Origin of the sequence: Aeromonas sp. R7-2, assembly GCF_040908105.1 — a bacterium.
Taxonomy (GTDB): Bacteria; Pseudomonadota; Gammaproteobacteria; order Enterobacterales; family Aeromonadaceae; genus Aeromonas; species Aeromonas caviae.
In genome coordinates this window covers 187082-203301 of record NZ_JBFODC010000020.1, presented here as the reverse complement: position 1 = coordinate 203301, position 16220 = coordinate 187082, and the positions used below count along the sequence as shown (strand labels likewise).

12 protein-coding genes are annotated in these 16220 nt (G+C 63.2%); 9 read left to right on the top strand and 3 right to left on the bottom strand.

The window, feature by feature from the left end; all coding sequences use genetic code 11:
• Positions 1–75 precede the first annotated feature (75 nt).
• On the bottom strand, positions 76–516 hold the full coding sequence (locus AB5Y47_RS06310; RefSeq protein WP_041213254.1) for a universal stress protein: 441 nt from the start codon (positions 514–516) through the stop codon (positions 76–78).
• Positions 517–987: 471 nt separating this feature from the next.
• Positions 988–2652: a DNA repair protein RecN gene (recN, locus tag AB5Y47_RS06305; RefSeq protein WP_368220025.1), complete on the bottom strand. Its 1665-nt coding sequence runs from the start codon at positions 2650–2652 to the stop codon at positions 988–990.
• 305 nt (positions 2653–2957) lie between these two features.
• Here recN and AB5Y47_RS06300 point away from each other — a divergent pair, with 305 nt between their 5' ends.
• Positions 2958–4115, top strand: a complete 1158-nt coding sequence (locus tag AB5Y47_RS06300) for a diguanylate cyclase (RefSeq protein ID WP_368220024.1) — start codon at positions 2958–2960, stop codon at positions 4113–4115.
• A gap of 24 nt (positions 4116–4139) precedes the next feature.
• Here the strand turns inward: AB5Y47_RS06300 and nadK are convergent, their stop codons facing one another.
• On the bottom strand, positions 4140–5024 hold the full coding sequence (gene nadK / locus AB5Y47_RS06295; protein WP_368220023.1) for an NAD(+) kinase: 885 nt from the start codon (positions 5022–5024) through the stop codon (positions 4140–4142).
• Between the two features lie 263 nt (positions 5025–5287).
• Here nadK and grpE point away from each other — a divergent pair, with 263 nt between their 5' ends.
• From grpE to AB5Y47_RS06255, 8 genes are all read left to right on the top strand, one after another.
• The gene (grpE, locus tag AB5Y47_RS06290; protein ID WP_029314044.1) at positions 5288–5863 is read left to right on the top strand and encodes a nucleotide exchange factor GrpE; all 576 of its coding nucleotides are present in this window, start codon (positions 5288–5290) and stop codon (positions 5861–5863) included.
• 283 nt (positions 5864–6146) lie between these two features.
• Entirely contained in the window at positions 6147–8075 is a 1929-nt protein-coding gene (dnaK, locus tag AB5Y47_RS06285; RefSeq protein ID WP_010673646.1) for a molecular chaperone DnaK, read from the top strand.
• A 269-nt stretch (positions 8076–8344) separates the two neighbouring features.
• Positions 8345–9481, top strand: coding sequence for a molecular chaperone DnaJ (gene dnaJ, locus AB5Y47_RS06280; protein WP_010673647.1), 1137 nt, complete (start codon positions 8345–8347; stop codon positions 9479–9481).
• Between the two features lie 264 nt (positions 9482–9745).
• Positions 9746–11236, top strand: coding sequence for a carbohydrate porin (locus AB5Y47_RS06275; protein WP_368220022.1), 1491 nt, complete (start codon positions 9746–9748; stop codon positions 11234–11236).
• 111 nt (positions 11237–11347) lie between these two features.
• Positions 11348–12307, top strand: a complete 960-nt coding sequence (locus tag AB5Y47_RS06270) for an aminoimidazole riboside kinase (protein ID WP_080767827.1) — start codon at positions 11348–11350, stop codon at positions 12305–12307.
• Between the two features lie 83 nt (positions 12308–12390).
• The gene (locus AB5Y47_RS06265; RefSeq protein WP_368220021.1) at positions 12391–13755 is read left to right on the top strand and encodes a sucrose-specific PTS transporter subunit IIBC; all 1365 of its coding nucleotides are present in this window, start codon (positions 12391–12393) and stop codon (positions 13753–13755) included.
• The gene (locus AB5Y47_RS06260) at positions 13755–15170 is read left to right on the top strand and encodes a glycoside hydrolase family 32 protein (protein ID WP_368220020.1); all 1416 of its coding nucleotides are present in this window, start codon (positions 13755–13757) and stop codon (positions 15168–15170) included. Before AB5Y47_RS06265 ends, AB5Y47_RS06260 begins: the two co-directional genes overlap by 1 nt.
• 27 nt (positions 15171–15197) lie before the next feature.
• Positions 15198–16208 (top strand): substrate-binding domain-containing protein, encoded by a 1011-nt coding sequence (locus tag AB5Y47_RS06255; protein WP_104451701.1) that lies wholly within the window; start codon positions 15198–15200, stop codon positions 16206–16208.
• Positions 16209–16220: the final 12 nt, after the last annotated feature.

The following is a 16220-nucleotide window of genomic DNA, read 5'->3' as shown; positions in this document are numbered from 1 at the left end:
GAGGTCAAGCTGGGGGAGGGTGACGGCGGGGCGTCAGAAACAAGAAGACCCGCTCAGGGAGCGGGTCTTGTGGTGTCAACCGACGGCTTTGAGCAAGGCGGCGTGAGGCTCGTGGCAGATCTGGATATCGAGGGGCAGTTTGTAGAGGAGCAGACGGGCCAGCGAGCCCTCCATCCAGTGATGACGGCTGCCGACCAGCAAGAGGTCGGCGGGGTGAGCGGTCAGCCAGCGCTGGAGATCCGGCACCACGTCATCCACCACCAGGCACTGGTAATCCACCGGATGAGACAGCTGGGTGATGAGTTCACTGATGATCGCCTTGGCATCCAGGGTGCCCTGGGGGCTGCGCTCCTCTTGTGACAGGGACAGACTATTGCGACGGGTCTTGCTGCTGTGGGTCAGGTGCAACAAGGTCAGGTTGGCGCCCAGCCCTTGTGCCAGACGGCTCGCCTTGGCCAGTGTCTCCTGCTCGTAATCCTTGCCTTCCAGCAACAGCACAATATTGGTCGGGCTCATAAGCAGTTCTCCTTGGCAGGTGCGGGTCAGACGGCGGAAGCGCGCTCCCATCCTCCCTTCCCGCGAAATGTCAGCTCAAACGAACCCGGTGTGTTTGCATCAAGCGTCACCTTCTGTCGATGGCAACTGAAGGTACCGAGTCCGTTTACATCATCATAACAGACTGAGTTGAATGGAAAATGAAGGAGTGGGTCCGTTCGAAATGTGAATGAGTGCAACGAAGATGAGTGGCGTCCTGACCATGGCGATGGAAGCCCGACTGGGTGATGACCAGTCTGACAGACTCAGACTGAGCATCAAGACACGTGCCGCGGATTAGCCAGGGCAGCCCCTCGTTCTTTCTTGCGGCTCACGGCATCGGTCAACCAGGCCGGCGCCGTCGGCAAGAGGCTTCAACTGGCCACCGCGATGATGACTCGGTCAATCTGAAAGGGCCGACATGGACGGGAGGATGTCCCGCCCGCCCCGTGGTCAGCTTGCGAGCAACTCACGGGCGTTGGCCAGGGTGTTGTCGGTGATCTGATCGCCCCCCAACAGGCGGGCCAGTTCGTTGAGCCGGGCGCCCGGGGTGAGTGCCTGCATCTGGGTTTCCGTTGTCTTGCCGTCGGTGTGTTTGCTCACCACCATGTGCTGGTGACCCTTGCCTGCCACCTGGGGCAGGTGGGTGACCACCATCACCTGGGTGGATTCGCCGAGCTGGCGCAACAGGCGACCCACTACGGCGGCGGTCGGGCCGCTGATCCCCACATCCACTTCGTCGAAGATAAGGGTCGGGGTGGAGATCTTGCGTGCACTGATCACCACGATGGCGAGGCTGATACGCGACAGCTCGCCGCCGGAAGCCACCTTGCCAAGGGGTTGGATGGGCTGACCCGGGTTGGTGGTGACCATGAACTCCACCCGATCGATGCCAAGGGGCGAGAGGCTGCTCTGGGCATCGGGTCGCACCTCGATGGCGAAGCGGCCATCGGGCATCGCCAGTTCGTGCATGCTGGCGCTTACCTTCGTGCCCAGCTCCTCGGCATAGCGCTGGCGGCTCTGGCTCAGGGCCTCGGCGGCCTGCACGAAGGCCTGGCGGGCCGAGGCCAGCTCGTCCTCCATCCCCTCGAGTCGCTCTTCGTCGGAGTTGAGGCGGGCCAGATCGGCGGCCAGCTCCTGATGGTAGTGGGCCAGCTCCGCCGGTTTGACATGGTGCTTGCGTGCCAGGTTGATGGCCTTGGAGAGGCGGCTCTCCAGCTCGTTGAAGCGCTCTGGATCCAGTTCCAGCCGGTCGAGATAGCTGCGCAGCTCGCTGTGGCTCTCCTGTACGCCGATCAGGGCTTCGTTGAGCATGCCGAGCACGTTGCCAAGCCGGCTGTCCATGCCGACCAGGGTCTCGGCTCTGTCCACCGCCGTCTGCAGCAGCCCGGCGATGGTGGTCTCTTCATTGTCATAGAGCAGATCGAGGCAATACCCGCACTCCTGCATCAGATCGGTGCCATTGGCGAGCCGCTGATGCTCCTCTTCAATCTCTTCAAACTCTCCCGGCTGAAGGGCAAATTCGTCCAGCTCCTGCACCTGGTATTCGATGAGTTGACGGCGGGCTTCCCGCTGCTGCTGCTCGGCCTTGAGCCGGTTGAGCTCGTTTTGCAACTGGCGCCACTGTTGGTAGTGGCGGCGCACATCGTCGAGGAGCAGATGATGACCGGCGTAGCCGTCCAGCAGGGCGAGCTGGTAATCGGGTTTGAGCAGCATCTGGTGAGCGTGCTGACCGTGGACGTTGACCAGCAACTGACCCAGGTTCCTGAGCTGGGCGAGGGGGACGGGAACCCCGTTGATATAGCTGCGAGAGCGCCCCTCGGCGGACAGTACCCGCCGGACGATGCACTCACCGTCATTTTCAAGCTCGTTGGTGGCGAGCCAGGCCCGGGCGGCAGGATTACCCTCCAGCAGGAAGCGGGCACTCACCTCGGTCTTGTCGCTGCCCGGGCGCACCATGCTGGCTTCGGCGCGCTCCCCCAGGCACAGCCCCAGAGCATCGATGGCGATGGATTTGCCCGCCCCGGTCTCCCCGGTGATGCAGGTCATCCCCGGTTGCAGATCGAGCTCGAGAAACTTGACGATGGCGAAGTTGTTGACGGTCAGCTGGGTCAGCATGGTCTCATCCTGTATGGGTCAACATTACTGTGTATGCATCCAGTATATACTGGTCTTATATACAGTAAAGTGGGCAGGGAGGATTTTTGCGAAACAGGGGGAGGGCAAGGATGTCAGGGCCGCGGCATGGGAATGACGACGAGCCGATGGCCTGCAAAATCAACCTGCGTACCTGGCATGGGCTAGGCGATGCGAGAAGCCACCTTGAGGCGCTCTCTTGTGGTGAGTGGCTGGCTGAGACACACTCGAAACAGTCCTGGTTGAGCCTGGGCTGTGCACAGACCTCTTCGCAAGGATGCGTCACGATGATCCATACCCCGACCCTGCTGCTGATCTCCCTGGCAATCAACCTGATGTCGGGGCTGATCATGCTGTTCATCCACTCCCTGAAGCCGGGTCGAGGCAACTTTCTGTACTGGTCCCTCTCCGCTTTTCTCTTCTCCCTCTCCATCCTGCTGCTCAGTCTGGGGGTATTGGGAGGGTATCCGGCGCTGGGCATCCGGGTCGGCGGCCTGGTCTCGCTCATGAGCATCCTGCTGTTGCTCGCCGGTTTTTGTGCGCTTTACGAGCGCGCATGGCATCCCCGTGCCGTGGGGGGAGGCGTGGCGGTGTTGCTGCTGCTCTATCTGGGATTGTCCAGCCTCGCCCCCGTGCGCATTGTGCTGGCACTGATGGAGTCGATTTTGTACCTGTGGTGCGCCTGCCTCATCGTCTCTCTCGGCCGGCAACAGAAGCGGGTGCTCCATGTGGTGGCGCTCATTTACCTGCTGCATTTCACCATCCTGCTGAGTCAGGGGGGGCTGCTCTTGCTGGGAGTCGAAGAGCGGATTGGGGGCGGAGGTTGGCTCGATCTCATCTTCTTCATGCACATGGTGCTGACCATCGGCTCGGTGTTGCTGCTGCCTCTGGTGGCCTATGTGGAGACGGAGGAGGCATTGCTGGCGTTCTCGGAGCGGGATCCCCTCACCGGGGTGCTCAATCGGCGCGGCCTCTTCAGGCAGGGAGAGGGGGCTACGCCTGGCCAGACGCGCTGCGTGGTGGTCCTGGACATCGATCACTTCAAGCGGGTCAACGACCAGTTTGGTCACGGCTGCGGGGATGAGGTCATTCGCTATGTGGCCGGGGTGCTGGTGGCCGAGGTACGCAAGGATGATCTGGTGGGGCGCATCGGTGGCGAGGAGTTCGCCATCATCATGGGGGGCGTGAGCGGCCAGATGGCCCGCGACATCTGTGACCGGATCCGCCGTCAGATAGAGACGGGCTCCCGGCAGGGGGCCTGCCTGCCGTGCGAGGGGGTTACGGTGAGCATGGGGGTCGTGTGCGCCAGTGCCGAGGCTGACCTGGCACTGATGCTGACAAAAGCCGATGCTGCCATGTACCGGGTGAAGGAAGCGGGGAGAAACGGGGTGCATCTGGCATTCGAGCCGGCACTGCTTCGGCTGGTCGAAAGCAGCGAGGGGTAGACCCTCGCCACCGGTGTTGCCTGGCTAGAAGAGCTTGCTGCCCCAACCGAGCTTGTTGCGCAGCACGTGGAAGTAGCTGTAATCCAGCGGATGCACCAGATGCAGCTTGTGGCTGCTCTTCTTGATGAGGATCTCGTCCCCCGGGTGGACCGCCAGGGTGACCTGGCCGTCGCAGCTCACTTGCATGGCGTCGTCCTGGTTGTCTGGCGAGACCAGCAGCCGCACTTCGCTGTCCGCATCCAGCACGATGGGGCGGCTGCTCAGGGTGTGCGGGAACATGGGCACCAGCGTGATGGCGTTGAGTTTGGGGGTGAGAATGGCGCCCCCTGCCGACAGGGAGTAGGCGGTGGAGCCGGTGGGTGTCGCCACTATGATGCCGTCCGAGCGCTGGCTGTACATGAAGCTGCCGTCGATGTAGACCTCGAATTCGATCATGTGGGCGATCTTACCCGGGTGAAGCACCGCCTCGTTGACCGCGAGGTTGCTCGACTTGCGCTCCCCGTGGCGATAGACGGCGGCCTCCAGCAGGAAGCGATGCTCGCTCTTGAAGTGACCCGAGAGCACCTGCTCCAGGGGCAGCAGATAATCCTGGGGCGAGAGATCGGTCAGGAAGCCGAGGTTGCCCCGGTTCACCCCGATCACCGCCACATCGAACCGTGACAGCACCCGGGCGGCCCCCAGCATGTTGCCGTCACCGCCGACGACGATGGCGAGATCCGCCTGCTCGCCGAGCTGCACCAGATCCATCACGTTCTCCCCGAACAGCCCCAGGGTATGGGCCACCCGGCTCTCCAGCAGCACGCGAAAGCCACGGCTGGTCAGGAACTGATACAGGCCGGTCAGGGTCTGGTTGGCCCCCTCGTGATGGGGCTTGCCGATGAGGGCAACGGTTTTGAACGGAGAATCCATAGGTTATCGGGTCTGGGGGAGTCTTGGGGGGAGTATACCGCGCTTTGCCGGGGATTTGTCTGCCTCCGTGGCGGTTGGTGCAATCGGCCCCGAAAAGGGGCTGCCTGGCACGCGGATGGGCGCCATTGTGCCCGATCTGCCCTTTTCCCCTTGAAAGCCGGGGCTGTGTCCCCATAATAGCGCCAACACAGGGTCTGCTGGCGCGTGTCGCTTGTCTGAACGCCAGCCACCCTCACACGCAACCCCTGAATATTGGAGATGTCATGAGCCACGAAGAACAAAAGGTTGAAGCGATGGAGCAAGTGGAAGCCCAGCCAGTCGAGCCGACCGATGTAGACAGTGAAGTGACAGCCGAACAGGCCCGCATCGCCGAGCTGGAGGCCCAGCTGGAGGCGGCCCAGCAGGCCTCCCTGGAAGAGCGCGAGCGCGCCATTCGCGCCGTTGCCGAGATGGAGAACCTGCGTCGCCGTGCCGCTCAGGACGTGGAGAAAGCCCACAAGTTTGCACTGGAGAAGTTCGCCGCAGAGCTCTTGCCGGTGCTGGACAACCTGGAGCGCGCCATCGAGCTGGCGGACAAGGAGAACGACACCCTCAAGCCGATGATTGAAGGGGTCGAGCTGACCCTGAAATCCATGCAGAGCGGCGTGGCCAAGTTTGGCCTGGTGGCGCTGGACCCGACCAACCAGCCGTTCGACCCCAATGCCCACCAGGCCATGAGCATGGTGCCCAGTGCCGACGTGGCGCCGAACACCGTCATCGCCGTGATGCAGAAGGGCTACGAGCTCAACGGCCGCGTCATCCGTCCGGCCATGGTGATGGTCTCCAAGTCCGCTGACTGATCACGCTGTTCTCACCAAGCCCGCCGCTTGGCGGGCTTTTTGTTGGATGTGGCGCCAGAAAACGTGTCTGGCGTCATTTGGCTGTCAGGTGGCCTGTATGCAGGTTTTTTCAGGGCCGGACTTGAAGCGCCGACTTGAGACCCCATATAGGTTGCAAGGCCACGGCGGCACAAAAAATTTGATGCCGGGAGCTTGAAAGCCACAGTGGCAGGCCCCACCTAGCCGTTAACGTATCAAGGCGAGCCCCTCGCCAGTTTATTCAAAGTATTTGGAGATTCGTCAAATGGGTAAAATCATCGGTATTGACCTGGGTACTACCAACTCCTGCGTCGCTATTCTGGATGGCGACCATGCTCGCGTGATCGAGAACGCGGAAGGCGACCGTACTACTCCGTCCATCATTGCCTATGCCGATGACGGCGAAATCCTGGTTGGTCAGCCGGCCAAGCGCCAAGCCATCACCAACCCGAAGAACACGCTGTTCGCCATCAAGCGTCTGATCGGCCGTCGTTTCGAAGATGACGAAGTACAACGTGACCTGAAAATCATGCCTTACGCCATCGCCAAGGCCGACAACGGTGACGCCTGGGTTGAAGTAAAAGGCAAGAAAATGGCACCGCCGCAGATCTCTGCCGAAGTGCTGAAAAAGATGAAGAAGACCGCCGAGGACTACCTGGGCGAGCCGGTGACCGAAGCGGTCATCACAGTACCGGCCTACTTCAACGACGCTCAGCGTCAGGCCACCAAGGATGCCGGTCGCATCGCCGGTCTGGATGTAAAACGCATCATCAACGAACCGACTGCCGCGGCTTTCGCCTACGGCGTCAACAAGGTCAAGGGTGAGCGCAAGGTTGCCGTGTATGACTTAGGGGGCGGTACCTTCGATATCTCCATCATCGAGATCGACGAAGTCGAAGGCGAGACCACCTTCGAAGTGCTGGCAACCAATGGTAACACCCACCTGGGTGGTGAAGACTTCGACAACCGCGTCATCAACTACCTGGTTGACGAGTTCAAGCGCGAGCAGGGCATCGACCTGCGCAACGACCAGCTGGCCCTGCAGCGTCTGAAAGACGCCGCCGAAAAAGCCAAGATCGAGCTCTCTTCTGCCCAGCAGACCGACGTCAACCTGCCGTACATCACAGCAGATGCCACCGGTCCGAAGCACATGAACATTAAGGTGACCCGCGCCAAGCTGGAATCCCTGGTGGAAGACATGGTGAAAGACTCCCTGGAGCCGGTTCGTGTCGCCCTGAAAGACTCCGGTCTGGCGGTTGGCGAGATCGACGACGTCATCCTGGTGGGCGGTCAGACCCGTATGCCGCTGGTTCAGAAGACCGTGGCCGACTTCTTCGGCAAAGAGCCGCGCAAAGACGTCAACCCGGACGAAGCCGTGGCCATGGGTGCTGCCATCCAGGGTGCCGTACTGTCCGGTGACAAGACAGACGTACTGCTGCTGGACGTGACTCCGCTCTCCCTGGGGATCGAAACCATGGGCAGCGTGATGACCGCGCTCATCGAGAAGAACACCACCATTCCGACCAAGAAGTCCCAGGTGTTCTCCACCGCCGAAGACAACCAGTCTGCCGTGACCATTCACGTGCTGCAGGGTGAGCGCAAGCGCGCCAGCGACAACAAGTCCCTGGGCCAGTTCAACCTGGAAGGCATCCGTCCGGCACCGCGCGGTCTGCCGCAGATCGAAGTGACCTTCGACATCGACGCCAACGGCATCCTGCACGTCTCCGCGAAAGACAAGGAGACCAACAAGGAGCAGAAGATCACCATCCAGGCCTCTTCCGGTCTGTCTGATGACGAGATCGAACGCATGGTACGCGAAGCCGAAGCCAACGCGGCCGAGGACAAGAAGTTCGAAGAGCTGGTGCAGGCCCGCAACCAGGCTGACGGTCTGGTCCACTCCGTGCGCAAGCAGGTCACCGAAGCCGGTGAAGCCCTGCCTGCCGACGAGAAGACCAAGATCGAGACTGCCCTGAGCGAGCTGGAATCCGCCATCAAGGGTGACGACAAGGCTGCCATCGAAGCCAAGCAGCAAGCGCTGCTGGAAGCGTCCCAGAAGCTGATGGAAATTGCCCAGCAGCAGGCTCAGGCGCAAGGCGCCGCCGGTGCTGACGCCGGTCAGTCCTCCTCTTCTGCCAAGGCTGACGACGACGTGGTCGACGCCGAGTTCGAAGAAGTGAAAGACGACAAGAAGTAAGCCCGACCCGGATGGGTGAAGTCCGCTTCGCCCATCGGCTCAGAATCTGTTCACGGTCTGTCGCGAGAGGCCGTCAGCAAGGTAAAGAGCAGCGCAGGAACCGGAGTGTATGTGAATACATGAGCACTCTTGGTTACAAACAAGCGAGCTGCACATGAGCCTTGATCACGGCTTCGTAGTAAGAGTGTGAGCAGATTCGTCAATGAATTTACGGGCGTTGGGTAACCAACGCCCGTCTGCGTAACTGCTGATATAGCAACAGGATGAGTATGTCGAAGCGCGATTTCTACGAAGTGCTCGGGGTATCGAAAGGTGCCGACGAGCGCGAGATCAAGAAGGCGTACAAGCGTCTGGCCATGAAGTATCACCCGGATCGCAACCAGGGTGATGCCGGGGCTGAAGAGAAGTTCAAAGAGGTCAAGGAAGCCTACGAGGTCCTGACCGACGAGAACCTGCGTGCCCGTTATGACCAGTACGGTCATGCCGGGGTGGATCCGAGCCAGGGTGGCGGCCACGGCGGCTTTGGCGGTGGTGCCGATTTCGGCGACATCTTCGGCGACGTGTTTGGCGACATCTTCGGTGGTCGCGGGGGCGGTCGTCGCGGCCCGGCCCGTGGTGCCGATCTGCGCTACAACATGGAGCTGACGCTGGAAGAGGCGGTGCGCGGGGTCTCCAAGGAGATCAAGATCCCGACCCAGGTCCACTGCGAAGTCTGCAACGGCTCCGGTGCCCATACCGGCAGCCAGGCCCAGACCTGCCCCACCTGCCACGGCTCCGGCCAGGTGCAGATGCGCCAGGGCTTCTTCGCGGTGCAGCAGCCTTGCCCCCACTGTCACGGTCGCGGCAAGATCATCAAGGATCCGTGCCGCAAGTGCCATGGGGAAGGGCGCTACCAGAAGACCAAGACCCTGTCGGTCAAGATCCCGGCCGGGGTCGATACCGGGGATCGCATCCGTCTCTCCGGCGAAGGGGAAGCGGGGGAAACCGGCGCATCGGCGGGGGATCTGTACGTACAGGTTCACGTGCGCGAGCACGAGATCTTCGTCCGTGACGGCAACGACCTCTACTGCGAAGTGCCCATCAGCTTCACCACCGCAGCGCTCGGCGGCGAGATTGAAGTGCCGACCCTGGATGGCCGGGTCAAGCTCAAGGTGACCCCGGAGACCCAGACCGGCAAGCTGTTCCGCCTGCGGGGCAAGGGCGTCAAATCCGTGCGCTCCGGCCAGGTGGGGGATCTGATGTGCAAGGTGGTGATCGAGACTCCGGTCAAGCTGACCGAGACCCAGAAAGATCTGCTGCGCCAGCTGGACGACTCCTTCAGCGGCGCCGCTGCCAAGACTCACAAGCCGAAATCCGAAGGCTTCTTCGAAGGGGTGAAACGCTTCTTCGACGACCTGACCAAATAAACGCGACCCGCGTTACCCAAGCCGGCACGGATGTGCCGGCTTTTTTTTGCCCGCCATCTGGCCTGGATCCCCCCTTATTGAGTGGATCCCGATGAGGGATCCTCCTCACAACTTCCACCAATTCCTCCTGTACAAATGTTATCCCGCTCACACTCCTGCTGAAACGGTTTAGCTGGCATATTGAGTTAGCTAAAGCGGTTTAGCTATCCTCGGCTCGTCAACAACAACAGAGCCCGGACGGGCGACAGAAGACAGGTGAGGACGATGACGATGTTCAAGAGCAAGTTGGCGCTGGCCGTGGCGCTGGGATTGGGAATGAGCAGCCCGCTGTGGGCGGCGGATGGTGGTATCGAAGCCAGGCTGGCGGCGCTGGAGGCGCGGGTGCAGGCAGCCGAGGCGCGCGCCACCGCTGCCGAAGCGCGGGCCGATGAGGCCCAGAGCAAGGCGAGCGAAGCCCGCGAGACCGCCGCCGTGGCCAAGGCCCAGAGCGAGAAGGTGGACAAGCAGACTGCCGGTGCCCAGGGCTTCGAGTTCCACGGCTATGCCCGCTCGGGCCTGCTGGTGAACGGCAACGGCAACGGTGGCCGCGGCGGCCCCTACATCACCCCGGCCGGCTCGGTGGGCGGCGCCGTGGGTCGCCTTGGTAACGAGGATGACACCTACATGGAGGCCAACCTGCTGAAGACCCAGACCTTCGATGATGGCAGCTGGGCCCGCTACAAGCTGATGCTGGCGGACGGGGTGGAGACCAGCAACGACTGGACCGCCAGCGATTCCAGCCTCAACACCCGCCAGGTGTTTGCCGAAATCGGCGATCTGGCGAGCTTCAGCGGTCCTTTCCAGCACTCGGTGCTCTGGGCGGGCAAGCGCTTTGACCGGGACAACTTCGACATCCACTGGCTCGACTCGGACGTGGTCTTCCTGGCCGGCACCGGCGGTGGCGTCTACGACGTGCAGATGGCCGACAGCTGGAAGGCAAACTTCTCCCTCTACGGGCGCGACTACGGCGACATCAGCGCGAGCGGTCTCTCCGACATCGAGAGCTACATCCTCACCATGAACAACCGCGTTGGCAACTGGCAGTGGATGCTGAACGGCCTCTCCGCCAAGGACAACGAGGCGCGCATCAATGACGGCGGCGCGGGCAGCGAAGCGGCGAACAAGGGGGCCCACACCCTGGTGGCCTACCACGCCGACAGCTTCTTTGGCATCAACCCCGGTTTCTCCAAGGCGGCGGTGCTGTATGGCCACGGTCTGGGTGCCGAGCTCAAGGGGCTGGGCTCCGACAGCGAGCTGCTGCCGGATGCCGATGCGGTGCGGGTCGCCGTGTTTGGCGCCACCGATCTTGCCCCTCGCTGGCGTGTCGCCCCGGCCCTGCTGGCCGAGCACAGCCAGGATCGTTACGTGAAGGGGGACGAGTACCGCTGGGTGACCCTCAATGGCCGCCTGGCCCAGGTGCTGAGCCAGAACGTCGAGCTGGTCTACGAGGCGACCTGGCAGTACATGGACCTCGATCCCAAGGGCTACAAGGGTCGTCAGGCGGTGAGCGGCGATTTCACCAAGCTTACCTTCGCGCCGACTTTCAAGGCGCAGACCGCCGGCTTCTTCGAGCGGCCCGAGCTTCGGGTGTTCGCCACCTGGATGGACTGGTCCTCCGAGCTCGACAACTACGCCAGCTCCGATGCCATGGGCCAGAGCAACTTCACCGCCGGGGGCGAGTGGAACTTCGGCGTGCAGATGGAAACCTGGTTCTAGTTCGTTATCCCGATCACAAAAATGGCAGGCGGCCCCGGGATCTGTTGGTTAGCTAAAACGGTTTAGCTGATAATGCGGACCCAGAACCCGGGGCTGACCCCGGCAAATCCTGTGCAGCAGTGGAGTAGCAACAAGGTGACGAATCGTGTGTGGGTAATGGGGGATGCGGTAGTGGACTTGATCCCGGAAGGGGAGCAGCACTACCTCAAGTGTCCGGGTGGTGCACCGGCCAACGTGGCGGTAGGCGTTGCCCGGCTCGGCGGGGAGTCGGCCTTCATTGGCCGGGTCGGCGCGGATCCCTTCGGCCGCTTCATGGGGGAGACTCTGGCCAGGGAGGGGGTCGACATTCGCCACCTGATCCAGGATCCGGCCCATCGCACCAGCACGGTGCTGGTGGATCTCGATGAGGCAGGGGAGCGCAGTTTCACCTTCATGGTGCGCCCGAGCGCCGATCAGTTCCTGAGCCCCGCCGATCTGCCGGTTTTCCAGGCCGGGCAGTGGCTGCTGACCTGCTCCATTGCGCTCGCCAACGAGCCGGTGCGCAGCAGTTGCCTGCAAGCCATGGCGACCATCCGTGCCGTCGGGGGGCGGGTCTGCTTCGACCCCAACCTGAGGCCAGAGGTGTGGGGCAACCCTGCCGAGATGCTGCCCGTGGTGCGCGAGGCCATGGCCCTCGCAGACGTGGTCAAGCTCTCGGTGGAGGAGCTGCAACTGCTGAGCGGTCTGGACGATCTGGCGGCGGGGCTTGCCACTCTTTCAGGCCCGGCACTGGTGCTGGTGACCCGGGGGGCGGGGGGCGTGGTGGCCCGTCTGGGTGGCGAGTTGCTGGAGTGGGTGGGGCCCAAAGTGACGCCACTCGATACCACGGGGGCGGGGGACGCCTTTGTCGCCGGGCTGCTGGCGGCCTTGGCCGAACGGACCTCGCTGCCGACGCTGGCCGAGCTGCCCGCCATTCTGGCTCAGGCCCACGGCTGCGGGGCGCTCGCCACCACCGCCAAGGGGGCGATGACGGCACTGCCCACCCGCACCCGGCTGGATGAATTTTTGCGATCAGGCGCAGACGGCTGTTGATCTGCGGCTAGAAGCCCGGCTCGACAGCCCCTACTCTCATGTGACAAGGGCCCGCCAGCGTGGCGGGTCATAAGAGGAAGAATATGAATATCAGTGCGATAGCCCAGGATCTGGTGCCCCTGCTCGGGGGCAGGGAGAACATCGTCAGCGCCGCCCACTGCGCCACCCGGCTGCGGCTGGTGCTGGCGGACGACAGCAAGGTGAACAAGGCCGCCATCGACAAGCTGGAGGGGGTCAAGGGGTGCTTCAGCAACGCCGGCCAGATCCAGGTCATTTTCGGCACCGGCCTGGTCAACAAGGTCTATGCGGAGTTCGTCACCCTGACCGGGACCGGCACCGCCAGCAAGGCGGAGCTGACCGACATGGCGACGGCCAAGCTCAACGTGGCCCAGCGTCTGGCGCGGACCCTCTCCAACATCTTTGTACCCATCATTCCGGCCATCGTCGCCTCCGGCCTGCTGATGGGGCTGCTCGGCATGGTGCGCACCTACGGCTGGGTCAACGCCGACAGCGCCCTGTTCGTCATGCTCGACATGTTCAGCTCGGCAGCCTTCATCATCCTGCCGATCCTCATCGGTTTTACGGCGGCGCGGGAATTTGGCGGCAATCCGTACCTCGGGGCGACGCTGGGCGGCATCCTCACCCACCCGGCCCTGACCAACGCCTGGGGCGTGGCCGGGGGCTTCAAGACCATGGATTTCTTCGGCCTGGATGTCGCCATGATCGGCTACCAGGGCACCGTCTTCCCGGTGCTCCTGGCGGTCTGGTTCATGTCCCACCTGGAGAAGCAGCTGCGCAAGCGCATCCCTGACGCCCTGGATCTCATCCTCACCCCGTTTTTGACCGTCATCATCACCGGCTTCGTGGCGCTGCTCTTCATCGGCCCCGCCGGTCGGGTGCTGGGGGATGGCATCTCGTTCGGTCTGAGCGCCCTCTATGAGCAGGCAGGCTGGCTGGCGGGGCTGGTGTTTGGCGGGACTTATTCCCTTATCGTCATCACCGGCATCCACCACAGCTTCCACGCCATCGAGGCGGGGCTGCTGGCCAACCCTGCCATCGGCGTCAACTTCCTGCTGCCCATCTGGGCCATGGCCAACGTGGCCCAGGGCGGGGCTTGCCTCGCGGTCTACTTCAAGACCCGGGACGTGAAGATCAAGGCCATCACGGTGCCGGCGGCCATGTCCTGCCTGCTCGGCATCACCGAGGCGGCGATCTTCGGGGTCAACCTGCGCTACATCAAGCCCTTCCTGGCCGGTCTGTTCGGCGGGGCCTGCGGCGGCGCCTACGTGGTGGCGGCCAAGGTCGGCATGACGGCGGTGGGCCTGACCGGCATCCCGGGCATGGCCATCGTCCAGCCCATGAGCCTCATCCACTACGTCATCGGTCTGGTGATCGCCTTTGGCGCCGCTTTCGTCGCCTCCTACCTGCTCAAGTACAAGGTGGAGTGATGAAGGAAAGCCATCTCCTGAACCAGGTTGTCCGGTCCCTGCTGGCCGGACAGCTCAAGGCGGCGGCCGATCCCCATCGGCCCCGCTGGCATCTGGCAGCCCCGGTGGGGCTGCTCAACGATCCCAACGGCTTCATCGAGCACGACGGGCACTACCATCTTTTCTACCAGTGGAACCCGCTCGGTTGCGAGCACCGCAACAAGGGCTGGGGGCATGTCACCTCCACCGATCTGCTGCACTGGCAGCACGAGCCGGTGGCGCTGCTGCCCACCGAGGCCTATGAGAGCCACGGCTGCTATTCGGGCTCGGCGGTGAGCGATGAGCAGGGGCGTCTGACCCTTATCTACACCGGCAACGTCAAATACCCGGACGGCAGCCGCACCGCCTACCAGTGTCTGGCCCGCGCCGACGGTGCGGGGGGCTTCGAGAAGCTGGGCCCTGTGCTGGATCTACCCGCAGGCTACAGCGGCCATGTGCGCGACCCCAAGGTGTGGCACGACGGTCGGCAGTGGCTGATGGTGCTGGGGGCTCGTACCCTGGACGATCGGGGTGAGGTGCTGCTCTATCGCGGTGATACCCTGGATGCCTGGACGCTGGTGGGTTCCATCGCCGGCAGCGGGCGCGGCGGTCTCGGGGAGTTTGGCTACATGTGGGAGTGCCCGGACCTCTTCCCCCTGGGAGATCGCCATGTGCTGATCAGCTGCCCGCAGGGGATTGCCCCGCAGGGAGAGGATTATCGCAACCTCTACCAGTGCGGCTGGCTGGCGGGTGACTTCGACGGGACGCATTTCGCCCACGGGGCTTTCCATGAACTGGACCGGGGATTCGAGTTCTATGCCCCCCAGACTACCCAGGATAGCCAGGGGCGGCGCCTGCTGTTCGGCTGGCTGGGCTTGCCGGAGGAGAACGAGATGAGCCAGCCCACTCTCGAGCACGGCTGGATCCACCAGATGAGCTGCCCGCGGGAGCTGTTCTGGCAGGATGAGTGGCTCTGCCAGCGGCCGGTGGCAGAGCTGGGCGCCCTGAAAGGGGAGCAGACCCGCTTCGAGGGGGCGCCGGATGAGCTGCCTGCCCTGGCCATCGACTCGGCCTGGCTCGATCTGGCGCTGTGCGGTGAAGGGCGCATCGGGTTCGGGGCCGTGGTCGAGCTGGTGTGGCAGCCGGGGCGTCTTGTCCTGCGTCGCCAGAACTGGCAGAGCGGGGAGTGGGAGGAGCGAAGCGCCCCCTGGCTTGGGGGCAAGATCACCGTCTTGTGTGACCGCTCCAGTCTGGAGTGCTTCGTCGATGGCGGGCGCCAGAGCTTGTCGACCCGTTACTTCCCCGGCGAAAACCCAGTACTTTCCGCACGTTGTGGTGGTGATGGCAGCAAAATTTGCCTCGATCACTGGCCGCTGGCGACCTGCCTAGTACAATAGCCCGGTCTCAGTGTGCCGGGAGGTCAGGTGGAGAAGAAGAAACGGATCACGATTGCCCAGATAGCCACGCTCGCGGGGGTCTCCAAGGCCACCGCCAGTCTGGTGCTCAACGGTAAGAGTGCGGAATACCGCATCGCCGACGATACCCGCAAGCGGATCCAGGCGGTGGCGGACGAGTGCCACTATCAGCCGAGCATCCACGCCCGCTCCCTGCGGGAGGTGCGCAGCTACACCTGGGGGCTGGTGATCCCCGACCTCACCAACTTCGGCTTCGCCAGCATCGCCCGTGCCCTGGAGGCCCGCTGTCGGGAGGCGGGGATCCAGCTGCTTATCGCCTGCTCCGAGGATGATCCCACTCTGGAGCAGCGGGTGGTGGACAACCTCATCAGCCGTCAGGTGGATGGCCTCATCGTCGCCTCCAGCGGCCACAGTGACGATATCTATGCCCGCATCCACGACCGCTTGCCGGTGGTGCAGCTCGACCGCCACATCGGTGAGTCGCGCCTGCCCATGGTGATCTCGGACGCCTGCAAGGCTACCGCCGAGCTGGTGCAGGATATGGCCGAGGATTGCGGGGAGGAGATCTACTACTTCGGCGGTCTGCTGGATCTCTCCCCCAGCCGCCACCGGCTGGCGGGTTACGAGCTCGGATTGCACCGGGCCGGGCTGGAGGCCACTTCAGACCGGGTCCGCCACCGTGACTACCAGCCGAGCTCGGGTTATCAGCTGATGTCTGAGCTGGTGGACGAACTCGGGGCACCGCCGAAGGGGCTTTTTACCGCCTCTTTCACCCTGCTGGAGGGGGTGCTGCGCTACCTCAACGAGGCGGGACTGATGGAGACCGGCATGCGCCTGTGTACCTTCGACGATCACGATCTGCTCGACTGCATCCCCATGCGCATCGATTCCGTGGCCCAGGATTGCCCGGCCCTGGCCCGGGCCGCCTTCGAGATGATGCAGCAACTCATCGCGGGCAATCCCCCAGCCCAGACCGCCCAGGTCATCAACCCCAGGGTGCGCTGGCGCAGCCGCCGCTAGGCATACGGCTTC